Source organism: Proteus columbae (assembly GCF_002777965.1).
Classification (GTDB): Bacteria; Pseudomonadota; Gammaproteobacteria; order Enterobacterales; family Enterobacteriaceae; genus Proteus; species Proteus columbae.
The window spans coordinates 83,162-108,105 of the sequence record NZ_NGVR01000032.1 but is presented as its reverse complement, the minus strand read 5'-3'; the positions used below and the strand labels follow the sequence as shown (position 1 = coordinate 108,105).

Sequence of the window (24,944 nt, the reverse complement as noted above, 5' to 3'; positions counted from 1 at the left end):
TAAGAACAAATAACCGAATATTTGAGGATCACACTAACACAGTGTGTTTCGATTATTTTTTACTGCTTTTTTTAGCTGGTTTTGTCTCTTCTTTTACTTCAACAACCGGATGTTCATTAAATTCACGACCGTAGTAAGAATCTAATAACAGTTGTTTCAGTTCAGAGATCAGTGGGTAACGAGGGTTAGCACCAGTACACTGATCGTCAAACGCATCTTCAGATAATTTATCAACTCTTGCTAAGAAATCACTTTCTTGAACGCCAGCTTCACGAATAGAAGAAGGAATACCTAATGAAGATTTCATTTCTTCTAACCAAGCCAATAGTTTCTCAATTTTAGCAGCAGTACGGTCACCCGGTGCTGAAAGCTCTAAGTGGTCAGCAATTTCTGCATAACGACGACGTGCTTGTGGACGGTCGTATTGGCTAAATGCAGTTTGTTTTGTTGGGTTGTCATTAGCGTTATAACGAATAACGTTTGAAATTAATAACGCATTAGCTAAACCGTGAGGAATATGGAACTCAGAGCCTAATTTATGCGCCATTGAGTGACAAACACCCAAGAATGCGTTAGCAAAAGCAATACCTGCAATAGTTGCCGCATTATGAACACGCTCACGAGCAACAGGGTTTTTAGCGCCTTCATGATAACTTGCAGGCAGATATTCTTTCAGTAATTTTAATGCTTGTAGTGCTTGTCCATCAGAATATTCGTTCGCTAATACGGAAACGTAAGCTTCTAATGCGTGAGTTACAGCATCTAAACCACCAAATGCACACAGAGATTTAGGCATATTCATAACAAGGTTTGCATCAACAATTGCCATATCTGGTGTTAATGCATAGTCTGCTAATGGATATTTTTGGCCAGTTTCGTCATCCGTTACTACTGCGAATGGCGTTACTTCAGAGCCAGTACCTGATGTTGTTGTGATAGCAACCATTTGTGCTTTCACACCCATTTTCGGGAATTTGTAAATACGTTTACGGATATCCATAAAGCGTAATGCTAATTCTTCGAAGTGAGTTTCTGGGTGCTCATACATAACCCACATGATTTTTGCAGCATCCATTGGTGAACCACCACCTAATGCGATGATCACGTCAGGTTTAAAGCTATTCATCTGCTCTGCGCCTTTACGCACAACGCTTAATGTTGGATCGGCTTCAACTTCAAAGAAGACTTCTGTTTCAACACCAAATTTTTTCAGTACACGAGTTACTTCATCAACATAACCATTGTTGAATAAGAAACCATCGGTCACGATAAAGGCACGTTTTTTACCATCTGTCGCAATCTCTTCTAGTGCGATAGGTAAACAACCACGGCGGAAGTAAATAGATTTAGGAAGTTTATGCCACAACATATTTTCTGCTCTTTTCGCCACGGTTTTAGTGTTGATAAGGTGTTTTGGCCCTACGTTTTCAGAAATGGAGTTACCACCCCATGAACCACAACCTAATGTTAGAGAAGGAGCAAGCTTAAAGTTATATAAGTCACCAATACCACCTTGAGATGCAGGAGTATTGATTAAAATACGAGATGTTTTCATCTTGTCGCCGAAGTAGGCAACATGCTCAGGGCAGTTATCTTGGTCTGTATATAAGCAAGAAGTGTGACCGATACCACCCATCTCAACTAATTTTTCAGCTTTTAGTACCGCATCTTCAAACGATTGAGCATGGTACATGGCTAATAGTGGAGATAATTTTTCGTGAGCAAAAGGCTCTGCTTCTGTTGTTTCTTTCACTTCACCAATTAAAATTTTGGTATTTACAGGTACTTCAATGCCAGCCATTTCAGCAATTTTTGTTGCAGGTTGACCCACAATAGCGGCGTTTAAGTTGCCGTCTTTTAAAATGATGTCTTGAACAGCTTTTAATTCTTTACCTGTCAGCATGTAACCGCCGTGAGTTGAGAAACGCTCACGAACTTGTTTATAAATGCTGTCAACAACGATAACTGATTGCTCTGAAGCACAAATTACGCCGTTATCGAAAGTTTTAGACATTAAGATTGAAGCCACTGCACGTTTGATATCAGCAGAGTCATCAATAACAACTGGCGTATTACCTGCGCCAACACCGATAGCGGGTTTACCAGAACTATATGCTGCTTTAACCATGCCTGGACCACCTGTCGCTAAGATCAGGTTGATATCTTCATGGTGCATTAACGCATTAGAGAGTGCGACTGATGGTTCATCAATCCAACCGATAATATCTTTTGGCGCGCCTGCAGCGATAGCTGCATTTAAAACGATTTCAGCAGCACGGTTTGTTGCTTCTTTTGCACGAGGGTGTGGAGAGAAGATAATACCATTACGTGTTTTTAAGCTAATTAATGCTTTAAAAATCGCAGTAGAAGTTGGGTTAGTTGTCGGTACGATACCACAGATGATCCCAATAGGTTCAGCAATGGTCATTGTGCCGTAAGTCAGATCTTCAGATAAGATCCCGCAGGTTTTTTCGTCTTTATACGCATTGTAGATATACTCAGAAGCAAAGTGGTTTTTAATCACTTTATCTTCAACGATACCCATACCAGACTCTTTAACAGCCAATTTTGCAAGAGGAATACGGGCATCAGCGGCAGCTAATGCAGCAGCACGGAAAATAGCATCAACTTGTTCTTGAGAGAAGTTAGCAAATTCACGTTGAGCTTTTTTTACACGAGCAACCAAATCATTGAGTTCAGTAACGTTAGTTACAGACATAAAGAGACTCCTGATAAAATGTTAAATTTTTTAAGCAAATTAGCCGTTTTCGTCATAACTAATAAGAATAGCTTAGATAGATGATAATGTGCTTATTTCAGTAATAATTATTAGAGGGCATAATTTGCTTAAAAAACTTAAAAAAAACAATAATAAAGGTAAATATATTTTCGAAGTAACCCTCTTTCTTCGAATGGTAACAGCTTACCATCTTTCTAATTAATTAACGTGATGTACATCACAAAATTAGCAAGCTGACACCTTTCAGCAGGGCTTTTTATGAGAATGATTCTTATATGAAATAAATATTCAACGATTTTTTTGTCGTATACTTTATTTCAATATAAAATTAAACCACTAGGTTTTGATCAGTTTACAAGAGAATATTTTAGGTAAAAACTTGTTAACTAATAGAATTAACTGGTTTATTGATTTAAAGTAACGCGCATTTTTTGGAGTTACTCTATCTTTTATAGAATAATTCGCATGTTTATTAGCCAAGAAGGGGCTTTTCATGGGGTCACTGCTGGATTTATCCGGTTATATTAAATTTTTTGTCGGTCTTTTTGCGATTGTAAACCCAATTGGTATTTTGCCTGTCTTTATCAGTATGACGAGTTATCAAACTGATGCAGGGCGTAACAAAACAAACTTAATTGCGAATGGCTCCGTTGCAATTATTTTGGTTTCTTCTCTGTTAATCGGTGATTCTATACTGAGTATTTTCGGTATTTCTATCGACTCGTTTCGTATAGCGGGGGGAATGCTGATTGTTACTATTGCAATGACCATGATAAATGGGCGTTTAGGGGAAGATAAACAAAATAATCAAGAACGCAACGAATCCGCAGTACGTAATAGTGTTGCTGTTGTGCCCTTAGCATTACCATTAATGGCCGGACCCGGAGCAATCAGCTCTTGTATTGTGTGGAGCTCTCGCTGGGAAGGTTTTACTAACTTTTTAGGATTAGCTGCAACTAGTATCTTTTTTGCATTTTGTTGTTGGTTGCTGTTTCGCAGTGCAACACTATTAGTGAAATATTTAGGGCAAACGGGCATTAACGTGGTTACTCGTATAATGGGCTTATTATTAATGTCGTTAGGTATTGAATTTATTGTGACTGGATTACGTTCTATTTTCCCAGGCTTATTAGTTTAAACACAGCGCAGAACAATTAAAAAACGGTACTACTAAACAGTACTATTAAAAAGAGCAGTATTCATAATGCAATACTGCTCGGATCTTTTCTTTTATTTATTCTCTTGTATCTCAATCGAGACGATGTATCCCTTTTGATAACGCATCACGATCATAATGTTGTGTTAGTTCCCCATTTTCCATTAATGCAGCTCTATCTGACATATGTGCAATAACATCGGCATCATGGCTTACTAATAAATATGTCATATTATGCTTTTTTTTCAGAGTATTAAGCAGATTTAAGATCTCGGCTTGTACTGACATATCTAGTGCTGAAGTTGGCTCGTCTAAAAGCAATAATTGAGGTTGTAATAAAAGGGCTCTAGCAATGGCGACACGTTGACGCTGTCCACCAGAAAGTTGATGAGGATAACGACCTGTCACATCCGCAGGTAAACCAACTTGGGCTAATGCTTGTTCAATCGTATCTTTATCAAAAGGAATTTGATGGATTTTTAAAGGTTCAGAAAACGCACGCTCAATGCGGTGTTGAGGGTGCAAAGAGGCGTAGGGATCTTGAAATACCATTTGTATATTACGGCGTAATGTCCCTTGAAAACGTTGTTGAGGTTTAATAGTTTGCCCTAAAAGCGATATATCACCTTGCCAATGGGGTAATAACCCAGCAATCACCCGTAAAACAGTCGATTTTCCGCAACCAGAACGACCTATTAAGCTAAAGGTTTCACCTTGTTGAACATGTAAATTAATTCCTTTTACAACGTGCTTTGCTTGTTTACCTTGCTCAAATTGAACGTGTAAATCATGAATATCAATTAGCATGATGCAGCTCCTTGAAATTAAGCGTTCTATCTAATACGGGCAATTGAGTGCCATAAGTGCTTGCATTAGGTCTGCATGTCCAAAGTGTACGAGTATAAGGATGTGTGGCTGTCGGTAGCGCTTTTGCATTGAGCTCGTCAACTTGTTCGCCTTGGTACATTACCATTACACGTTCACAATATTCGGCAACAAGGGGCAAATCATGGCTAATTAGCAATAAGCCCATATTACGTTGTTCACACTGTGTGGTAATTAGTTCAAGGATTTGATGGCGTAATTGTGCATCAAGCGCAGAAGTAGGTTCATCAGCAATTAAAATTGTTGGATTATTAATGAGAGCAATAGCAATCATTGCTCGTTGCCCCATTCCTCCTGATAATTCACCGGGATAACGGTAAATACTTTGTTCCGGTAAGCCAACAGATAATAGGGTATCAATAATAAGTTGGCGTCTATCTTGGCGCGAAAGTTTTTGATGTTGTTTTACTGTTTCTTCTACTTGTTGATAAATGGTTTTTACAGGATTTAAGGCATAACGAGGATCTTGTAGTACCATTGAAATGGTATTACCTCGGATGTTATTCCATTGGCGAGATGAAAAATCCAATAGATTATTTCCCTGCAAACTGAGTTTATCTGCGCTGACTTTTCCCGGCTGACGAACTAATCCCATTAATGCACGAGCGGTCATTGATTTGCCTGAGCCTGATTCGCCAACAACCGCTAAACGCTCTTGTCCTAAAGTGAAAGAGACATTATTGACCACTCTTGCCTTTGGGAAATCAATACAGAGGTTATTTACCTCAATTAATGGTGTTTTATTCATGGGTATCTCCCAATACATCGCGTAATCCATCACCCAATAAATTAAATGCCAGACTGCTGATTAAAATTGCCGTACCCGGAATAGCGGCAACCCACCATTGATCAAAAATAACAGGCATGCCTTCTGCGATCATGGCTCCCCATTCTGCCATCGGTGGGCGAGCACCTAACCCAAGAAAGCCCAATCCTGCTGCTGCGAGGATAATCACCGCTAAGTTCAGCGCTAATCGTACAATGGCTGAAGGCAAACACAGTGGTAAAATATGTCCCCATAACAGTCGGATACCTTTTATGCCCATCATTTCAGCCGCAGCAAGATAATCACTATTACGTAAATGTTGAATTTCACTGCGTGATTGTCGTGCATAAGCTGGCCATGCAGTTAAAGCCAGTGCTAATGCACCATTTAGCAGACCAGGGCCTAACATTGCGACAAAAGCGAAAGCGAGAATAAGAGAAGGCATTGACATCACAATATCGGTGAAGCGCATTAAAATCCGTTCAGTCCAACCACCGTAATACCCAGATAAAATCCCAATTAATAATCCTAAAGGTAATGTAATAAGCGCCACCAGCCCCACTAAACCTAGCATGGGGCGAGTACCATAGATAAGGCGAGAAAGAATATCTCGCCCATAATTATCTGTGCCTAGCCAATGTTCAGCATTGGGTGCTAATAAACGTTGAGCAGCATGTTGCCAATTCGGATCATAAGGAGCCAGCCAAGGTGCAAAAATCGCAATAATTAACAGTAAAATAAGCAACGATAAACCGATAAATGCGGAAGGCGAACGCGCTATTTTTCTTAAAAATGAGGATGACATTAGCGGAGCCTCGGATCAGTCAAACGAATAACGATATCGGTCATATTATTAATAAAGACAAAGCATAAACCGATAATTAAAGTACCGCCCATAATGGCTGTGGTATCACCGGCAAAAAGCGCTGTTGTGAGATATCGACCAATTCCCGGCCAAGAAAAGACCGTTTCTGTCAATACGGCACCTTCTAGCATACCAGTGTAAGACAGGGCGATTATGGTCATTAAAACACCACGAATATTAGGCAGTACGTGATAAAAAAGAATACGTAACTCACCAATGCCTTTTGCTCTTGCTAGAGTGACATACTCTTTATTCATTTCGTTTAAACAGGCCGAACGCGTTAAGCGAGTAATAGAAGCAAGGGCAAAATAAGCTAATAGAGAAACGGGCAAAATAAGGTGTGATAACGCATTAAAAAAAGCATCTTTATCGCCAGCTAATAATGTATCAATTAATGCAAAACCTGTTATAGGTTCAATGGTGAATTGATAAATATCGTCTAATCGTCCGGGGCCAGCAGTCCATTGTAATGTGGCATAGAAGATCAATAGCAAAATCAAACCTAACCAGAAAATAGGAACTGAACTACCTAATAACGTTAGAATTCGTAAAATAAAATCGAGTGGTGTTCCCACAAACCGCGCACATAAAACGCCGAATAAAATACCGAGACTGGCACCAATCAGTAATGCAACAGTTGCTAATTCCAATGTAGCGGGGAAAGTCGCTAACAAGTCATCAAGAACAGGCTGACCTGTTGATGTCGCTGTACCTAAATGTCCTTGTAGTAGTGCTTCCACATAGTGAAAAAACTGCATGTAGATAGGTAAATCTAGCCCAAGTTCATGTTTTACTTGGTTATAGGTTTCGAGGCTTGCGTGATCACCGACAATCTGCAAGACAGGATCGACAGGTGAAAGTGCAGAAAGCGTAAAAGTGATGACAAGAAGCCCTAAAAGAGTCAGCACCAGAGTCAATATGCCTTGAGCAAAGGTAATTAACTGATCTTTTAGACGAAAAGGTAACGTCATAGCAGTATTCATACAGCAATAGCCTAGTGAAATGACAAAATAGACCATCCACAGTAACATGACTGTGGATGGTTTCAGGAAAAAATATTACTTAGTTACTTTGTCATAATAGACCATGTCTGCATTTAAACCTTGCGCATAACCTTTGACATTATCGCGCATGACTATTTGATTTTTACCTTGGTCGATAAACACATAAGGTGAGCTACGTTGTAACTCTTTTTGCATTTCAGTATAGAGTGATTGACGTTTTGCTTTGTCTGCTTCATTAAGTGCAGTCAATGTTTTCTGGCTTAATTCAGGTATATTCCAGCCATTTAACCAAGCAACAGTATTGGATTGCCCATCATTATAAGCAAAGGCACTGGCATTTGAGTGTGCATCAAAATAATCTGGGATCCAAAAACGGATCGCCGCTTGATGTTGTTTAGCGCGTACACGGCTATACACTTGACTACCTGCCGCAGGTAATAAATCGACTTGTACACCAGCTTGAGCAAAGCTTGCTTGAATGGATTGCGCTACAGTGATGTAAGGAACTTTATTTTCTACATCTAATGTAAAGCGTGCATTGGTGATCCCCGCTTTGGCTAAAATGTCTTTAGCTTTTTCTGGATCAAAAGTGAATGGATTATCTTTTAGCGCGCCCGGTAAACCTACGGGTAAAAAGCTTTGGTGAATAAAATACTGACCACGCATTAAATCTTCAGTAATACCTTTGTAGTCAATTAAATAACGAGACGCTTCCCAAAATGCAGGGTTACTAAGTGCTGGGTTACCGCTGGCAGTATTAAAAGCCATATAAACTTGTTCAGCAGAAGGAATATCTAAAATTTGAATACCAGCTTTGCCTGCTAAAGCTGCTGTTTGATCCGTACCCAGTTCGCGTGCAATATCTGCATCACCTTTTTCAATCAATAAGCGACGTGATGCCGGATCCGGTACGTTTTTAATAATAATATTCGCCATTTTAGGTGCGCCAGTTGGTGATAGCGGGTTAGCTTCTAACACAATGGCTTGACGTGGTTGATAAGCTCGCATTTTATATGCACCACTTCCTGCTGAATTCATTTTCAGCCAGCTGTTACCAAAGTCATTATTTTTAACATGAGCAGAAACCAGCTTTTCATCAACAATAGATGCAATCGGAGTTGAAAGAATATTTAGTACAACATCAGGGCTGACATCGGCAGTCCAGCGTACTTCTAATTCGTTATCGCTGATTTTTTTCAGTAACGAATTAATGTTATCTGTTTTCCAACCCAAGACATTTAGAATAAAGGCAGGTGATTTATTCATGATGATCGCACGCTGATAAGAGAAGATAATATCTTCAGGACGCACAGCGTTACCAGATGCAAATTTTGCATTTGGTTTAATTTTAAATACGATTGTTTTTTGTTCAGGATTTGCTTGCCAACTTTCAACTAAAATTGGTTCATTAATTTCAGGATTTTCACGATTAGGTTGAACAATACGTTGATATAAGCTCGGTACAGTTTGAATACTCGATAGCTCATTACTTTCAGCAGGATCAAGGCTGACAATATCATCAAGCCCTTGTACCACAATTAATGTATTAGCAGGTGTTGCTGCAAATGCCGGTACGGAAAGGGCACCCACAACGAATAATGATAATAATTTTGCTTTCATGAGACGCTCCCTGAAACGGTGTAGCTAAAATCGTTATGTCAATAATTTATTAGAGTGTGTTAGCCTTTGATGGTCAATTTTAATTGAACCCGTAGGGCAGCTTTTAACGCTTGTTTTTATCTTAAGTGGACATTGTTAATGTCAATCAATGTCTATACTCGTTAAGTTGGTTGCTTTACACGGTTTTCTTGCTGTAAGAATAAGCAGAAAAGGTTAACACGCTCTAATTATTATTACTTTGTGAAATTAACTTAGGAAAAACGTGACCAATGCGCAAAGTTTTAATTACGCTTACATATAACTCTTCGTTATAAGTGGCTAAAATTAATTATGGTAGAAGAATAATTAATCGCAAGAACATGATGATGTAATACTCCTTTAGTAGTAACTCTTTGACTATTAAGGTGTAGTAGCTGAATTGATTAAGCTGTATTTGATATTCATCAATATCCCTTATGAATAGTTTCGTATTTTAGCCTTAGAAATCTTTAAATCTGAGGCAAAAATGAGCAAGAAAACACTCGCAATCATCGGTAATGGTATGGTGGGACACCGTTATATCGAAGAGCTGATTGATAAAGGCGGCAATGAAGAATTTAACATTATCGTCTTTTGTGAAGAACCTCGCGTTGCATATGATAGAGTCCATCTCTCCTCTTATTTCTCCCATCACACCGCAGAAGAACTCTCTTTAGTTAAACAAGGTTATTACGAAAAACATCAAATAGAAGTATTAATTGGTGAGCGCGTGATAACCATTAATCGTGACGAGAAAGTGGTACACACTAATACGGGACGCTGTGTTAGTTACGATAAATTAGTGATGGCAACAGGCTCTTATCCATGGGTTCCTCCAATTAAGGGAAATAACTCATCAGATTGCTTTGTCTATCGGACTATCGAAGATTTAAATGCTATCGAATCTTGCGCCCGTATCAGTCGTAAAGGAGCGGTGATTGGTGGAGGACTTTTAGGTTTAGAAGCCGCTGGCGCGCTAAAAAGTTTAGGTATTGAAACTCACGTTATCGAGTTTGCTCCAACATTAATGGCAGAACAGCTTGATACATTAGGCGGTGAGCAGCTTAAGCGAAAAATAGAGCGTATGGGCGTAAAAGTGCATACATCCAAAAATACACAAGAAATATTATCAACAGGAGAAAGTGCACGTAAGACACTGCAATTTGCAGATGGTACTTCTCTTGAAGTTGACTTTATTGTGTTCTCCACAGGTATTCGCCCAAAAGATAAATTAGCTCGTCAATGTGATTTAGACATTGCCCCAAGAGGCGGCATTGTTATTAATGATTATTGCCAAACAACCGATCCTGATATTTACGCCATCGGTGAATGTGCATCTTGGCAAAATAAAACGTTCGGCTTAGTGGCTCCAGGCTACAAAATGGCACAGGTTGCGGTCGATAATTTATTAGGTCATCACTCTGTCTTTCAGGGCGCTGATTTAAGTGCAAAATTAAAACTTCTTGGGGTTGACGTGGGCGGTATCGGTGATGCTCATGGCCATCAAACAGGGTGTCGTAGCTATATCTATTTGGACGAAGGCAAAGAAATTTATAAACGCTTGATTGTTAGCGAAGATAATAAATACCTATTAGGTGCAGTATTAGTGGGTGATACCGAAGATTATGGCAATCTTTTGCAACTATCACTGAACACCATTGAATTACCTGAGCATCCAGATACCTTAATTTTGCCTGCACATGCAGGAAGTAAGCCTGCAATTGGTGTTGATTCTTTGCCTGAAACTGCGCAGATCTGCTCTTGTTTTGATGTTACAAAAGGCGACATTATTCAAGCCATTGAACGAGGATGTCATACGGTCGCTGCTATTAAGGCAGAAACCAAAGCGGGTACAGGATGTGGTGGTTGCATTCCTCTTGTGACCCAAGTCTTAAATGCTGAATTAGCAAAACAAGGTATTGAAGTTAATCACCATCTTTGTGAGCATTTTCACTATTCTCGCCAAGAGCTTTATCATCTTATTCGCGTTGAAGGGCTGAGAAGTTTTGATGAATTGTTGAAAAAACACGGCCAAGGTTATGGCTGTGAAGTGTGTAAACCCACAGTGGGTTCATTGCTTGCTTCATGTTGGAATGATTATATCTTGCGTGATGATTTAGTTTCTCTACAAGATACTAACGATAACTTCCTCGCGAATATGCAAAAAGATGGAACTTATTCCATTATTCCTCGCTCTCCTGGTGGTGAAATTACACCCGCAGGCATTATTGCTATTGGGCAAATTGCTCAAGAATATAATCTGTATACCAAAATTACTGGCTCGCAACGAATGGCTATGTTCGGTGCGCACAAACAGGATTTACCCGCGATTTGGGAAAAGCTGATTGCTGCGGGTTTTGAAACAGGCCATGCCTATGCGAAAGCACTGCGCATGGTAAAAACATGTGTGGGCAGTAGTTGGTGTCGTTTTGGTGTGGGTGACAGTGTCGGTTTGGGTGTTGCGTTAGAGCATCGCTATAAAGGTATTAGAACACCTCACAAGATGAAATTTGGTGTCTCAGGCTGTACCCGTGAATGTTCTGAAGCACAAGGAAAGGATGTCGGCATTATCGCCACAGATAAAGGCTGGAACCTCTATTTCGGTGGAAATGGTGGTATGAAACCACGTCATGCAGATCTTTTTGCCTCTGATCTCGATGAAGAAACGTTAGTGCATTATATCGACCGCTTTATGATGTTTTATATTCGCACCGCCGATAAGCTGCAACGCACTTCAGTGTGGCTAGATAATTTAGAAGGCGGTATTGAATATTTACGTGATGTCATTATTAACGACAAATTAGGCTTAAATGCACAGTTAGAAAAAGAACTGAAAGCCTTACAAGAACGTGTCGCTTGTGAATGGAAAGAAACAGTTGATTCTCCAAAAGCATTAAAACGTTTTGCCCACTTTATTAATAATCCAATGCCTGATCCGACTGTGCAAACGGTAAAAGAACGTTTCCAACACCGCCCCGCACGTTTACATGAACGTATTGATATCAAACTGGTTACTGAGGAGGCGCAATCATGAGCCAATGGATAGCTGTTTGCCAATTAGATGACATTACGCCAGGAACAGGTGTTTGTGCGCTGGTGGAACAAGATCACGTTGCCATATTTCGCCCTTATTCTGATGCGCGTTTATATGCGTTAAGCAATATAGATCCCTTTGCACATTCTAGTGTTTTATCTCGAGGGTTGATCGCTGAACATGAAAACGAGTTGTATATCGTCAGTCCGCTGAAAAAACAGCATTTTCGTTTAACGGATGGTTTTTGCCTTGAAGATGAGCGTTTCTCGATCACCCATTTTGACGTCAAGGTTGAAGGCAATACTGTCAGCGTATGCAGCCGTAATCAATCATCTCAATAAATAGGGGAATGAATATGGATTACTTTCCAATATTCTGTCAGCTCAAAGATAAACCTTGTTTATTAGTGGGAGGGGGGGAGATTGCTGAACGTAAAGCCCGATTACTTATGGAGGCGGGTGCTATTATTTCTGTTATCGCGCCTTCGTTTACAGGGCTGTTTATGCAGTGGCATTCTGAGCAAAAACTAAACTGTATCACTGGCGTATTTACTGCGGATCATCTATCAGGTAAGTGGCTTGTTATTGCTGCAACAGATAGTGAACAAGTGAATCAACAGGTTTTTCAATCCGCGACAGAGAAACAGATATTTTGTAATGTGGTTGATTCACCAGAGCAAGCCAGCTTTATTATGCCTTCAGTTATCGATCGCTCTCCTATTGTGGTGGCGATTTCATCGGGCGGAAAAGCCCCTGTGCTAGCGCGTATTTTGCGAGAAAAAATTGAGCGACTACTCCCTAATTACCTTGGTGCGTTAGCACAACTCGCCGGTAAGTTACGCGAGCAAATAAAACAGCGTTTTTCATCGATGAGTGCCAGACGTTATTTCTGGGAGCAATTTTTCGGAGATAAATCATTACAAGCTGAAATAGAAGCACATAGAGATGAGGGTATTGAGCAACGTATTAGCGCACTATTATCTGAAAATCAGCAACCTCAAGGTAGTGTTGTTTTAGTCGGAGCAGGGCCGGGTGATGCAGGGTTAATGACCATTAAAGGTTTACAGCAATGTCAGCAAGCTGATGTGGTGGTTTACGATAGATTAGTATCCGATGAGGTAATGGCATTAGTCCGCAGAGATGCTCAGCGTATTTATGTCGGTAAGCAAGCTGGTTTTCATTGTGTCCCTCAAGATGAAATCAATCAAATTTTAATCAAAGAAGCCACAGCAGGAAAACGAGTGGTGAGATTAAAAGGCGGCGATCCCTTTATTTTTGGTCGAGGCAGTGAAGAACTAGAAGCCTTGATTGAACATCATATTCCATTTTCTGTGATCCCCGGAATTACGGCTGCATCAGGTTGTACGACTTATGCGGGTATTCCTTTAACGCATCGAGATTATGCGCAAAGTGTCCGTTTTATTACAGGACATGGTAAAGGATTAAATGAAGCTGAGTGGCAATGTATTGCGCAAAAGAATCAGACCTTAGTGTTTTATATGGGATTAAGCAAAGCTCAGTATATTCAGCAAATGTTACTTAGCCAAAACATGTGTGAGACTACGCCTGTCGCCATTATCGAAAAAGGAACGTTAACAACACAAAAAGTGATTGTTGGTCAATTACGTCAACTGGCGGAGATGGCAGAAACAATGGAAAGCCCTGCTCTGATTATTGTGGGAGAGGTTGTTACACTGAATGAGAAGCTACACTGGTTTCAATCAAAATCAGCTAAATAGCTGAAAAAAATTGATGTTATTATTTTAAAATTAAAAACCTCTTTAATATTTGATATGTATATTAAAGAGGTTTTTTATCTAACACATAGAAATATAAATGAAAAATGGTTTAATTCTATTTCAATTAAACATTTAGATTAAATTTTAAAAACAAATAATAAAAGTGAATATTTAATAATCTATAAATACTTTTAGTTTAAAATTGTTATTCAGTTTAAAGATAAATTTATTGTTATTTTTAATTAGTTTCAAAGAGAAACTCTTTACAAATAAAGCATAATAAAGTTCTGCAAGTCGGATAAAATCCATCCTAATTATATTAATTTTGTGAGCTAAGTAGGTTTTCTATCTATAAAACTTGCATGATGTTAATTTAATGTTTATTTGTTGTTTTGCTTCTCTCGATATATATTTTTTATTTTCTCAGGATAGAACTCTAGAGGGCTCAATAAAGTTAAGTGATAAGAATACCGCATTAATTGACAAAATTTACGATAAGTGTAAAAAAGAAGAGTGTTGGTGTCATTTTTATCTCGTTAATATCTTTAAACGTTTGAGAGCCACAAATATTACGATCAAAATTTAACAACGATACATATCGTGAATTGAGCGACCCCGCTATAAATTATTGTTTATTAGGAGAGGTACCCATGAAAAATAAAGTTACGTTAAAAACAGTGTTTCCACTCAGTATTATATCACTTGTATTAACCTCCTTTTTTTCTCATGCCGTCACTCTTCCTGAAGGTACTATTCTGGCAAAACAACAGAACATTGTGATTAATAACGGTACCGAAGTTTCATCACTTGATCCGCACAAAGTAGAAGGCGCACCAGAAACTAATATTATTTTAAATTTATTAGAGGGACTGACCTATGTTGGGCCTAATGGTGAAAGTATGCCTGGCGTTGCACAACGCTGGGAAACTGATGATAACAAGGTGTGGACATTCTATTTGCGAGAAGACGCAAAGTGGAGTGATGGCACACCAGTTACAGCGGAAGACTTTGTTTATAGCTGGCGTCGAGTGGTAGATCCTAAAACAGGCTCGCCTTATGCCAGTTATCTCGAATATGCTTATGTTGAAAATGTTGCAGATATTCTTAGTGGCAAAAAATCCCCCGAAACATTAGGTGTGAAAGCGATAGATGCTCACACTTTGCAAGTCAATTTAACCAAGCCAATTCCTTATTTAGTCGATATGGTTAGCCACACTCCGTTAAAGCCAGTCAAAAAAGAGATTGTTGAAAAATATGGCGTGAATTGGACTCGCCCTGAAAACTTTGTCGGTAACGGTGCTTATGTTATTGAAAATTGGGTCGTGAATGAAAAGGTGACTTTAAAACGAAATCCACTTTATTGGGATAATAAAAACACCATTATTGAACAAGCTACATTTTTACCAATTAGCTCAGAAACCAGTGATATAAACCGCTATCGTAGCGGTGAAATAGATATCACTAATAGCGCTATTCCTCCTGTTCTTTATAGAAAAATGAAGCAAGAACAGCCAGAGAATTTATATGTCACACCGTATTTATGTACTTTCTATTATGAATTAAATAATAAAAAAGCCCCTTTTGATGATCCTCGTGTTCGAGAAGCAGTGAAACTGACTCTTGATAGAGAAGTCATTGCTGAAAAAATAATGGGACAAGGGCAAATACCAGCTTACTCTTTTACTCCCTCTTTTATCGGCAATGGTAATTTTAAACCGCCTAAATGGGCTTATTGGACACAACAGCAACGTAATGAAAGGGCGCGTGAATTATTAAAAGAAGCGGGGTTTGATGGTCAAAATCCTCTGACTTTTACTTTGCTCTACAATACTTCAGATCAAAATAAACAGCAGGCAATCGCGGCAGCATCAATGTGGAAAAAAAGTATTGGTGCAAATGTGACGTTGCAAAACCAAGAGTGGAAAACGGCATTAGAAAACCGTAACCAAGGAAATTATCAAGTCGCGAGAGCAACGTGGTGCGCAGATTACAATGAACCTACCTCGTTTTTAAACTCGTTTCTTTCTACAAGTAGTCTTAATACCGTCTTTTATGAAAATAATGACTACGATGATGCATTAAATAATGCCTCAATTGCTGTTGATAAAGGGGCTCGCCATCAACTCTATCAGCGCGCTGAAGCCTTGCTAGACAAGGACTCGGCAATAGTGCCTGTCTATTATCGTGTCAGTGTTAGATTAGTTAGTCCAAAAGTGGGTGGATTTATAGGCAAAGACCCCTTTGATTATACGGACTTAAAGCGCTATTTTATAAAGGCAGATAACTAAAACTGGTAAATTATCGATATTCTATAGTTATGTGCGATTTGAATCACTAAAAGTTACTTAAAAAGTAGTGAACCCATAAAAAGCTACATAAAAAAGCTACACAAAAAAGATAGCGGCATAAAAAAATCATAATGCTATCAGGCAATTAAGCACTGACAGCAAATAAGCAAGATTGATTTATTTTTTGTAAAAACAATAAGTTGTGTAAACCGTTCTAAAACACAACTGAACATCACAGAATGGTTGTCTAACAACCAACTCACTAACTGGGAGTATTTTATAAGATGAGTAATTTAACTAAAAAGAGTGCGTTGGCGATTGCAATAAGCGCAATCTTTGGATTATCAGCACTAACAGCTAATGCTGCTGTTGTTCCAGATGGGGTGAAATTAGCTGAAAAACAAGTGCTTGTACGTAATAACGGCTCTGAACCACAATCACTTGATCCTCATAAAATTGAAGGTGTACCTGAATCGGCATTAGCGCGTGATCTTTTCGAAGGCGTTACTATTGTTGGCCCAAATGGTGAAATTTTACCGGGCTCTGCAACTAGCTGGGAAAATAAAGATTTTACTGTTTGGACATTCAAAATCCGTGAAGGAGCTAAATGGTCAAATGGTGAACCTGTTACAGCACAAGATTTCGTTTATAGCTGGCAGCGTTTAGCGGATCCTAACACTGCATCTCCTTATGAAAGCTATCTGCAATATGCACATATCGTGAATATCGACGATATTATTGCCGGTAAGAAAAAAGCCACAGAATTAGGTGTTAAGGCATTAGATAACAACACATTAGAAATCACTTTATCTGAAGCCGTACCTTATTTACCAAAATTATTAGCTCACTCCTCCATGTCGCCAGTTAACCAAAAAGTGATTGAAAAATTTGGTGAAAAATGGACACAACCAGCTAACTTCGTCGGCAACGGCGCTTATAATTTAAAAGACTGGACAGTCAACGAACGTATTGTTTTAGAGCGCAGCCCAACTTATTGGGATAACAAAAGTACTGTTATTGATAAAGTTACGTTCTTACCTATCTCATCAGAAGTCACTGACGTAAACCGCTATCGTGCGGGCGAAATCGACATGACATATAGCAATTTACCGATCGAACTTTTCCAAAAACTGAAAAAAGAGATCCCAGATGAATTGCGTATAAGCCCATATTTATGTACTTATTATTATGAAATTAATAATGAGAAAGCACCGTTTAATGATCCTCGTGTTCGTGAAGCGCTGAAACTGTCAATGGACAGAGATATCATCACTTATAAAGTGAAAAACCAAGGTGATATTCCAGCTTACGGCTTTACCCCTCCATTTACAGATGGAATTAAAGAGAGCAAACCAGAGTGGTTTGCGACTTGGACACAAGAACAACGCAATGAGAAAGCACGTCAATTGTTAGAAGAGGCGGGTTATAACAAAGCAAACCCACTGAAATTTAAACTTCTGTACAATACTTCTGATCTTCACAAAAAAGTGGCAATTGCTGCATCTTCAATTTGGAAGAAAAACTTAGGTGCAGATGTGTCTCTTGAAAACCAAGAGTGGAAAACTTTCTTAGATACACGTCACCAAGGAACTTATGATGTTGCGCGTGCGGGTTGGTGTGCGGATTATAACGAACCTTCTTCATTCCTGAACATGATGTTGTCTTACAGCAGTAACAATACTGTTCACTATAAAAACACAGAGTTTGACGCATTGATCAAAGAATCTTTACGTGTGAAATCTGATGACGAACGTGCCGCTATTTATCAAAAAGCTGAAGGTGTATTAGATAAAGATTCGGCCATTGTTCCACTTTACTACTATGTAAACACCCGTTTAGTTAAACCTTATGTGGGTGGTTATTCAGGTAAAGATCCATTAGATAATTTACATACTAAAGACTTGTACATTATTGCTAAGTAATCGGGCGAGACCTTGTCTTTTTTAAGGCAAGGTCTTTTTATCGTCACGCCTGAATAGGTTTGTGTTATAGGAACGGGCAATGCTCAAATTTATTTTTCGTCGCTTTTTAGAAGCGATACCGACTCTATTTATTCTAATAACGATTTCGTTTTTTATGATGCGCCTAGCACCCGGTAGCCCTTTTACGGGGGAAAGAAAACTTCCACCAGAGGTCATGGCAAATATTGAAGCGAAATATCACTTAAACGATCCCATTTATAAACAATACTTCGATTATTTAATTCAGTTGTCGAAAGGGGATTTAGGGCCTTCTTTTAAATATAAAGACTACAGTGTAAACACCTTAGTCGGTAAAGCATTCCCTGTTTCAGCTAAATTAGGGCTGTCGGCATTTATTTTTGCCGTGATTTTAGGTGTGGGGGCAGGCGTGATAGCCGCACTGAATCAAAACACCAAATGGGATTATACCGTCATGACCTTTGCCATGACGGGGGTTGTAATACCGAGTTTCGTTGTTGCACCACTGCTTGTACTTATTTTTGCCATTACCTTAAGGTGGCTACCGGCTGGTGGTTGGAATGGTGGTGCGGTGCAATATATGTTGCTACCAATGATTGCACTGTCGCTTTCTTATATTGCCAGTATCTCGCGTATTACCCGTAGTTCAATGATTGAAGTATTACACTCAAACTTTATCAGAACGGCAAAAGCGAAAGGCTTGCCGATGAAAAGAATTATACTGCGTCATGCTTTAAAACCTGCGTTGCTACCTGTTATTTCTTATATGGGGCCTGCATTCGTCGGTATTATTACGGGCTCAATGGTTATTGAAACCATCTTTGGATTGCCGGGTATCGGACAATTATTCGTTAATGGTGCTCTAAACCGAGATTACTCATTGGTATTAAGCTTAACCATTATCGTAGGTGCATTAACGATTTTCTTTAATGCGATTGTCGATATTTTATATGCTGTTATTGATCCGAAAATTCGTTATTAATAGACACTGGAGCGCGTTATGTTATCACTGAAGGAAAACAGCGAAGCTCTGGGGAATTTCTCGGAGCAGCTAGATATTGAAGGCCGTAGTTTATGGCAAGACGCTCGTCGTCGTTTTATGCACAATAAAGCGGCGATTACGAGCCTGATATTACTTTTCTTTATTTTATTATTTGTCATTTTTGCCCCAATGTTATCGCCTTTTGTTTATGACGATACCGACTGGGAAATGATGTCAATGGCACCTGATTTTGCCTCTTCTCACTATTTTGGTACTGACTCATCTGGTCGCGACTTATTAGTCCGCGTTGCGATTGGTGGACGTATTTCATTAATGGTGGGTATCGCAGCTGCCTTCGTCGCCGTTATTGTTGGTACGCTGTATGGCGCAATGGCAGGCTATATTGGTGGACGTGTTGACTCTGTGATGATGCGTTTACTGGAAATCTTAAACTCATTTCCATTTATGTTCTTTGTTATCTTATTGGTGACATTCTTTGGTCAAAATATCTTACTGATTTTCGTTGCAATCGGGATGGTATCTTGGCTCGATATGGCGCGTATTGTAAGAGGGCAAACCTTAAGTCTAAAACGTAAAGAGTTTATTGAAGCTGCATTAGTTTGTGGTGTGTCATCACGCAATATCGTGTTAAGACATATCGTACCTAACGTACTGGGTGTAGTGGTGGTTTATGCCTCTTTATTAGTGCCTAGCATGATTTTATTTGAATCCTTCTTAAGCTTTTTAGGTTTAGGAACACAAGAGCCATTAAGTAGTTGGGGAGCACTATTAAGTGATGGTGCAAACTCAATGGAAGTTTCTCCTTGGTTGTTACTTTTCCCGGCTTCGTTCTTAGTTGTCACACTGTTTTGCTTTAACTTTATCGGTGACGGCTTACGTGACGCATTAGACCCGAAAGATCGTTAAGGAGAACAAAATGACAAATTCAACAAGCAAGCCGTTATTAAGTGTTAAAGATCTCTGTGTGACTTTTGGTACAGCGGATGGTGATGTTACCGCAGTTAATAAACTCAACTTTGAATTAGCCGCAGGTGAAACCCTAGGGATTGTCGGTGAATCTGGTTCAGGCAAATCCCAAACGGCATTCGCATTAATGGGATTATTAGCGAAAAATGGTCGCACAGCGGGGAGTGCAAACTTTAATGGTCGTGAGATCTTAAATCTTCGCCAAAGTGAATTAAATAAAATGCGTGCTGAAGAAATATCTATGATATTTCAAGATCCAATGACTTCATTAAATCCCTATATGAAAGTTGGTTCGCAGCTTATTGAAGTATTAATGCTTCATAAAGGCATGAGTAAAAACGATGCTTATGCAGAATCTGTACGTATGTTAGATGCTGTAAAAATGCCAGAAGCCCATAAACGTATGAGCATGTATCCTCATGAGTTTTCAGGCGGCATGCGCCAACGCGTAATGATTGCTATGGCATTGCTTTGTAAACCAAAACTTTTAATTGCTGATGAACCAACAACGGCACTTGATGTGACGGTTCAAGCACAGATCATGACCTTGCTCAATGAGCTTAAGAATGATTTAAACACCGCGATTATTATGATCACCCATGATTTGGGGGTTGTTGCGGGTATCTGCGATAAAGTATTGGTGATGTACGCAGGACGTACCATGGAGTACGGTAAAGCGCGTGATATCTTCTATCAACCATCACATCCATACTCTATCGGATTGTTACAGGCAGTTCCTCGCTTAGACGGTGAAGACGAACGACTAGCAACCATTCCGGGAAATCCGCCTAATTTATTACGTTTACCAAAAGGCTGCCCATTCCAACCTCGTTGCCAGTATGCAACAGAGCAATGCTTAACGAGTGAACCTCAATTAGAGCAATTTGCACAAGGACGATTACGAGCCTGTTTTAAAGCGGTGGAGGAATTGGTATGACTCAAGCCATGTTACAAGATAGAAAAGTTATTCTGGAAGTGAATGACTTAAAAGTTTATTTCGATGTTCAAGATAATAAACAGTGGTTTTGGCAACCTAAAAAAAGTCTTAAAGCCGTCGATGGTGTCACACTGCGTTTATATGAAGGTGAAACATTAGGGGTTGTTGGTGAATCTGGTTGTGGTAAATCGACATTTGCACGTGCCATTATTGGGTTAGTCAAAGCTTCAGGTGGCACAGTCACTTGGTTAGGTAATGATTTACTGGGTATGGGGAATAAGCAATGGCGTGATATTCGCCAAGATATCCAGATGATTTTCCAAGATCCACTGGCTTCCTTAAACCCAAGAATGACGATTGGCGATATTATTGCAGAACCTCTTAAAACTTATCATCCTAAAATGAAACAGGCTGAAATTGTTGAAAAAGTGAAAGCAATGATGATGCGAGTCGGATTATTGCCAAACTTAATCAACCGTTACCCGCATGAATTCTCTGGTGGACAATGCCAACGTATCGGTATTGCTCGCGCGTTAATTCTAGAACCTAAATTAGTGATTTGTGACGAACCCGTTTCAGCATTAGACGTATCAATTCAGGCTCAAGTGGTTAACTTGCTGAAAGATATTCAAAAGGAGATGGGATTATCCTTAATCTTTATTGCTCACGATCTGGCGGTGGTAAAACATATTTCAGATCGTGTATTGGTCATGTATTTAGGGCATGCCGTGGAATTAGGCACTTATGATGAAGTTTATCATCATCCATTGCACCCTTATACCAAAGCATTGATGTCAGCGGTACCTATTCCTGATCCCGATAAAGAGCGTAATAAGCACATTGATTTATTAGAGGGGGAATTACCTTCTCCGATTAATCCACCATCAGGTTGTATTTTCCGTACACGTTGTCCAATGGCGGATGAAGAATGTGCTAAAACGCGTCCTTTATTAGAGGGAAGTTTCCGCCATGCAGTCTCTTGTTTAAAAGTGGATCCGCTTTAATCTCGACAAAATATTTATAAATCTAATTTTAAATGCCTGAATATATTCAGGCATTTTTTGTATATTGAAAACCCCAGCTAGGCTGGGGGATAATTATTGATAAATTTAAATAAATATTTATTTTAATAGTTCTATTAGATTTAACTACTACGGGTGTGTTTTTTTATAGATACAATAGTTTGCCAAGTTAATGAAGCAAATATTATATAGAATATAAGGCTTATAAACTCCATTCCCTCATATAAAAAACGTTTAAAAGGCATTATATTTAGTGCTAAGTTATTGATGAAGTTTGATATTGATTGAATATAAGGGTTTAATGTTGGATAAATTTTATATAGAATATTATATTCATACCCAAGTTTTAGTAATTCAAAAGCAATCGAGAATATAATAATGAGAACTATTGGTCTAACATAGTCTATACCAAAATTAGATATATTTTTATTGAACCAGAATATTATTTTCTCTTGGGAGAATGGTTCAAGAGAAAGTTCTTTTTTATACTCTTGCATTTCTAAAGAGAAGTATTTATTAGCTTCAATATGATTTCCCGATTTATCAAAAGCATTTTTGATAATCCTGAAAGTCTCTCGATTAGTATTATTAGACTCGATTTTTATTTTGAGGAAGTTAGGTGGTTCTTTAAGGTTAGTATTTTCTAAATTTAATCCGCCATAAAATATAGCATTTCTAAAATTAACAAAGCCTAAATGTGTAATGTATTCAAAAGAAGCTACTTTTTTACTTTCTTTACTAAAATAACATTTTTCAAAACCAGAAAAATCAGAAAATATACATTTCTTACTTATATATTCATCAAAGTTAGTTTCATAAGCATCAAATATTTTATGAAAGTTTGTATTAAAAATAGAAAAGATTTTTACTTCATTTTGTTTGAATTCAAATTTTTCGTTAAATGAAACATTTTCAGTAAAAAAAGTTTCAATATTGCATTTGTTAAGTGTTAATTTACTTTCAAAAGTCGAGTCTTTTATATTTAATGTTTTTATTTTTATGTTGTTTTCAGTGTTTTTAAATAGATTCTTTTCAATTCTTGAGTTTTCTATATTTAGACTGTAATGAAAATTACAGTTAGTAAATATGGAGTGTGATTTATTATTTGTGGTATTTTGATTGATGATACTGACTTCATTTTTAAATAAACAGTCTTGATAAAGAGTGTTTTTATTATTTTCCAATACGTTACAATCATGTATTGACCAATATCTTTCAAAAATGCAATCATCATAAAATAATTTTAAATTTGGAATATTAATTCCTGAATTTGAAAAGTGGCATTTATAAAAGTGAGCCGATTTTATTTTTTTTAACAATTTATAATAATCAAAATAATCTCTATCTTTTCTTTCTGGAAAATTTATATTATGAAAATAAATATCACTATTCTCCCAATTTTTTTCTTTATCACTTAGAGTGATTGAGCTTTCATTATGTCTATAAATTTTCAAATAATTTTCTAGTTCGCTATAAAAATTCTGTAGCAACAATGATTCTTCATAATCAGTTGAATAATCATATTTTTCACAGTGTAGGACACATTTATCGTTCCTAATCGGCGTTAATTGGCATTTTTTTATTTTACATTTTTTATTCACAGTTATTTTCGATCCATATAAAGATAAATATATAAACGATTATTTTAAATAATAACATTATAAAGGTTGCTATAGAAAAGTAACAACCTTTATTAGAATAAAAATGAAATCAGATTAAATCCAACCTTTAGCTCTAAAGGCTTTTAATGTAGAAACAAAATAACTCATCTCTTCAGGTGTGCCTAACGTTAAACGGCTCCAACCAAAAGCAGGCGGGAATTCACGGCCTACCATAATATTCGCGTCTTTCATTCTATTTTGATAGGTTTTTACATCCCCTTTAACTTTATGAAAAATAAAGTTTGCATGAGAAGGGGCATATTCAATATCCAGCTCTTTTAAGACATCAACGACCATTTGACGTGAAACATCAATTGATTTACGGCTATATTCCACAAATGCGACATCCTTTAATGAGGCTAGTGCAGCCACCGCGCCCGCAGTGTTGGTATTATCAATGGAAACAAATACATCAACCTCTGAAATGACTTCAGGTACTGCAACACCATAACCCACACGAAGCCCTGCCAATGCATAAATTTTTGAGAAAGTACGCGCAACAATTAGGTTTTTATAACCCGCTTCAACTAATGCAATCGCACTGGTAAATTCAGGGGTTGAAGCAAACTCCGCATAAGCCTCATCAATAATAAAAAAGACATTTTCTTTGGCTGATTTTATCCAATTCGTCAATGTAGCCGTCGGCGTTAACATTGCAGTTGGATTATTAGGATTGCATAGATATACCATGCTAATACCTTCAAATTCTTGTGCCTTTTTCTGCATAGTGGCTAAATCAAACGCCAAAGTTTGATCAACAGGCACTTTAACGATTTTTACGCCTAAAGGTTCTGCATAAAGCTCTGCATAGTTAAATGTCGGATCAGGAACAATAAGTTGAACTGCTTTACTTTCTTTTTGTGCTTTGTTTGCCACAAATTGTACGGCTGCTTGAATTGTCTCAGATGAGCCATTTCCTAATGTGATATGTTTATCTGAAAGTTTAAATTCTTTCCCTAATTCGCTAATTAATGCGCTACGCGCATCGTCTGGATATCTAAAGGCATTAGGTAAAGCATCAATAATCGCCTGTTTTGCTTTTTGCGACATACCTAATGAGTTTTCATTGAAATTAAGCAGTAACGGATTTTCTGCATTAAATACCAATTTATTTTTTAATGTTTCATTGGCATAAGCAGAGCTCACAAATGAACTTAATGATAATCCGCCAATTACTAAGCTTGATGAAGTTAAAAATGACCGACGATTCATGTTATGTTTCCCAAGTAAATTATTCTATGTTTTATTAGTTCTCATAGATTACTAAAAAAAAGATAGAAGTAAATAATTATGTTGTATTT

Annotated in this window: 18 protein-coding genes; 10 read left to right on the top strand and 8 right to left on the bottom strand. The window is 38.1% G+C overall.

All coding sequences use genetic code 11. The features are described from left to right. Window positions 1–52: 52 nt before the first annotated feature. Window positions 53–2,719, bottom strand: coding sequence for a bifunctional acetaldehyde-CoA/alcohol dehydrogenase (gene adhE, locus CBE70_RS17140; RefSeq protein ID WP_100160284.1), 2,667 nt, complete (start codon window positions 2,717–2,719; stop codon window positions 53–55). A 514-nt stretch (window positions 2,720–3,233) separates the two neighbouring features. Here adhE and CBE70_RS17135 point away from each other — a divergent pair. Beyond that, window positions 3,234–3,878 (top strand): YchE family NAAT transporter, encoded by a 645-nt coding sequence (locus CBE70_RS17135; RefSeq protein WP_088495370.1) that lies wholly within the window; start codon window positions 3,234–3,236, stop codon window positions 3,876–3,878. A 111-nt stretch (window positions 3,879–3,989) separates the two neighbouring features. Here the strand turns inward: CBE70_RS17135 and CBE70_RS17130 are convergent, their stop codons facing one another. From CBE70_RS17130 to CBE70_RS17110, 5 genes are all read right to left on the bottom strand, one after another. Further along, window positions 3,990–4,706, bottom strand: a complete 717-nt coding sequence (locus CBE70_RS17130) for an ABC transporter ATP-binding protein (protein WP_198585747.1) — start codon at window positions 4,704–4,706, stop codon at window positions 3,990–3,992. After that, window positions 4,693–5,529: an ABC transporter ATP-binding protein gene (locus CBE70_RS17125; protein WP_100160282.1), complete on the bottom strand. Its 837-nt coding sequence runs from the start codon at window positions 5,527–5,529 to the stop codon at window positions 4,693–4,695. The genes CBE70_RS17130 and CBE70_RS17125 overlap by 14 nt, the downstream gene beginning before the upstream one ends. Then, window positions 5,522–6,352 carry an ABC transporter permease gene (locus CBE70_RS17120; RefSeq protein ID WP_100160281.1) on the bottom strand — a complete coding sequence of 277 codons (831 nt, stop codon included), beginning with the start codon at window positions 6,350–6,352 and terminating at the stop codon, window positions 5,522–5,524. The genes CBE70_RS17125 and CBE70_RS17120 overlap by 8 nt, the downstream gene beginning before the upstream one ends. After that, window positions 6,352–7,395 (bottom strand): ABC transporter permease, encoded by a 1,044-nt coding sequence (locus tag CBE70_RS17115; RefSeq protein WP_100160280.1) that lies wholly within the window; start codon window positions 7,393–7,395, stop codon window positions 6,352–6,354. The genes CBE70_RS17120 and CBE70_RS17115 overlap by 1 nt, the downstream gene beginning before the upstream one ends. Window positions 7,396–7,470: 75 nt before the next feature. Further along, complete coding sequence (locus CBE70_RS17110; protein ID WP_100160279.1) at window positions 7,471–9,036, bottom strand: ABC transporter substrate-binding protein; 1,566 nt, start codon at window positions 9,034–9,036, stop codon at window positions 7,471–7,473. Window positions 9,037–9,541: 505 nt separating this feature from the next. Between CBE70_RS17110 and nirB the strand changes: the two genes are divergently transcribed. The 9 genes from nirB to oppF all read left to right on the top strand — a co-directional run bounded on the left by nirB (window position 9,542) and on the right by oppF (window position 21,964). Then, a complete protein-coding gene (gene nirB, locus CBE70_RS17105; protein ID WP_100160278.1) occupies window positions 9,542–12,088 on the top strand; it encodes a nitrite reductase large subunit NirB in 2,547 nt (848 codons plus the stop codon). Continuing rightward, window positions 12,085–12,429: a nitrite reductase small subunit NirD gene (gene nirD / locus CBE70_RS17100; RefSeq protein ID WP_100160277.1), complete on the top strand. Its 345-nt coding sequence runs from the start codon at window positions 12,085–12,087 to the stop codon at window positions 12,427–12,429. Before nirB ends, nirD begins: the two co-directional genes overlap by 4 nt. A gap of 14 nt (window positions 12,430–12,443) precedes the next feature. Beyond that, a complete protein-coding gene (cysG, locus tag CBE70_RS17095) occupies window positions 12,444–13,826 on the top strand; it encodes a siroheme synthase CysG (protein ID WP_100160276.1) in 1,383 nt (460 codons plus the stop codon). A gap of 650 nt (window positions 13,827–14,476) precedes the next feature. After that, complete coding sequence (locus CBE70_RS17090; protein ID WP_100160275.1) at window positions 14,477–16,114, top strand: ABC transporter substrate-binding protein; 1,638 nt, start codon at window positions 14,477–14,479, stop codon at window positions 16,112–16,114. 284 nt (window positions 16,115–16,398) lie between these two features. Then, complete coding sequence (gene oppA / locus CBE70_RS17085) at window positions 16,399–18,036, top strand: oligopeptide ABC transporter substrate-binding protein OppA (RefSeq protein WP_100160274.1); 1,638 nt, start codon at window positions 16,399–16,401, stop codon at window positions 18,034–18,036. A 79-nt stretch (window positions 18,037–18,115) separates the two neighbouring features. After that, window positions 18,116–19,036, top strand: a complete 921-nt coding sequence (oppB, locus tag CBE70_RS17080) for an oligopeptide ABC transporter permease OppB (RefSeq protein WP_100160273.1) — start codon at window positions 18,116–18,118, stop codon at window positions 19,034–19,036. A gap of 18 nt (window positions 19,037–19,054) precedes the next feature. After that, the gene (gene oppC, locus CBE70_RS17075; RefSeq protein ID WP_100160272.1) at window positions 19,055–19,963 is read left to right on the top strand and encodes an oligopeptide ABC transporter permease OppC; all 909 of its coding nucleotides are present in this window, start codon (window positions 19,055–19,057) and stop codon (window positions 19,961–19,963) included. Window positions 19,964–19,973: 10 nt separating this feature from the next. Further along, the gene (gene oppD, locus CBE70_RS17070; RefSeq protein WP_100160271.1) at window positions 19,974–20,960 is read left to right on the top strand and encodes an ABC transporter ATP-binding protein; all 987 of its coding nucleotides are present in this window, start codon (window positions 19,974–19,976) and stop codon (window positions 20,958–20,960) included. Continuing rightward, entirely contained in the window at window positions 20,957–21,964 is a 1,008-nt protein-coding gene (gene oppF / locus CBE70_RS17065) for a murein tripeptide/oligopeptide ABC transporter ATP binding protein OppF (RefSeq protein ID WP_100160270.1), read from the top strand. Before oppD ends, oppF begins: the two co-directional genes overlap by 4 nt. Before the next feature lie 140 nt (window positions 21,965–22,104). Here the strand turns inward: oppF and CBE70_RS17060 are convergent, their stop codons facing one another. Together CBE70_RS17060 and CBE70_RS17055 are read right to left on the bottom strand one after the other, a co-directional pair. After that, the gene (locus tag CBE70_RS17060; protein WP_100160269.1) at window positions 22,105–23,583 is read right to left on the bottom strand and encodes a hypothetical protein; all 1,479 of its coding nucleotides are present in this window, start codon (window positions 23,581–23,583) and stop codon (window positions 22,105–22,107) included. 114 nt (window positions 23,584–23,697) lie between these two features. Further along, a complete protein-coding gene (locus tag CBE70_RS17055) occupies window positions 23,698–24,855 on the bottom strand; it encodes a pyridoxal phosphate-dependent aminotransferase (RefSeq protein ID WP_100160268.1) in 1,158 nt (385 codons plus the stop codon). Between the last annotated feature and the right edge of the window lie 89 nt (window positions 24,856–24,944).

Bases quoted from the DNA above. Each gene is read 5' to 3' on its own strand.
- adhE (WP_100160284.1), bottom strand. From the start codon at position 2,719: ATGTCTGTAACTAACGTTACTGAACTCAATGATTTGGTTGCTCGTGTA.
- oppB (WP_100160273.1), top strand. From the start codon at position 18,116: ATGCTCAAATTTATTTTTCGTCGCTTTTTAGAAGCGATACCGACTCTA.
- CBE70_RS17090 (WP_100160275.1), top strand. From the start codon at position 14,477: ATGAAAAATAAAGTTACGTTAAAAACAGTGTTTCCACTCAGTATTATA.
- oppC (WP_100160272.1), top strand. From the start codon at position 19,055: ATGTTATCACTGAAGGAAAACAGCGAAGCTCTGGGGAATTTCTCGGAG.
- oppD (WP_100160271.1), top strand. From the start codon at position 19,974: ATGACAAATTCAACAAGCAAGCCGTTATTAAGTGTTAAAGATCTCTGT.
- CBE70_RS17055 (WP_100160268.1), bottom strand. From the start codon at position 24,855: ATGAATCGTCGGTCATTTTTAACTTCATCAAGCTTAGTAATTGGCGGA.
- nirB (WP_100160278.1), top strand. From the start codon at position 9,542: ATGAGCAAGAAAACACTCGCAATCATCGGTAATGGTATGGTGGGACAC.
- oppF (WP_100160270.1), top strand. From the start codon at position 20,957: ATGACTCAAGCCATGTTACAAGATAGAAAAGTTATTCTGGAAGTGAAT.
- CBE70_RS17110 (WP_100160279.1), bottom strand. From the start codon at position 9,036: ATGAAAGCAAAATTATTATCATTATTCGTTGTGGGTGCCCTTTCCGTA.
- CBE70_RS17125 (WP_100160282.1), bottom strand. From the start codon at position 5,529: ATGAATAAAACACCATTAATTGAGGTAAATAACCTCTGTATTGATTTC.
- CBE70_RS17135 (WP_088495370.1), top strand. From the start codon at position 3,234: ATGGGGTCACTGCTGGATTTATCCGGTTATATTAAATTTTTTGTCGGT.
- CBE70_RS17115 (WP_100160280.1), bottom strand. From the start codon at position 7,395: ATGAATACTGCTATGACGTTACCTTTTCGTCTAAAAGATCAGTTAATT.
- CBE70_RS17120 (WP_100160281.1), bottom strand. From the start codon at position 6,352: ATGTCATCCTCATTTTTAAGAAAAATAGCGCGTTCGCCTTCCGCATTT.
- nirD (WP_100160277.1), top strand. From the start codon at position 12,085: ATGAGCCAATGGATAGCTGTTTGCCAATTAGATGACATTACGCCAGGA.
- oppA (WP_100160274.1), top strand. From the start codon at position 16,399: ATGAGTAATTTAACTAAAAAGAGTGCGTTGGCGATTGCAATAAGCGCA.
- cysG (WP_100160276.1), top strand. From the start codon at position 12,444: ATGGATTACTTTCCAATATTCTGTCAGCTCAAAGATAAACCTTGTTTA.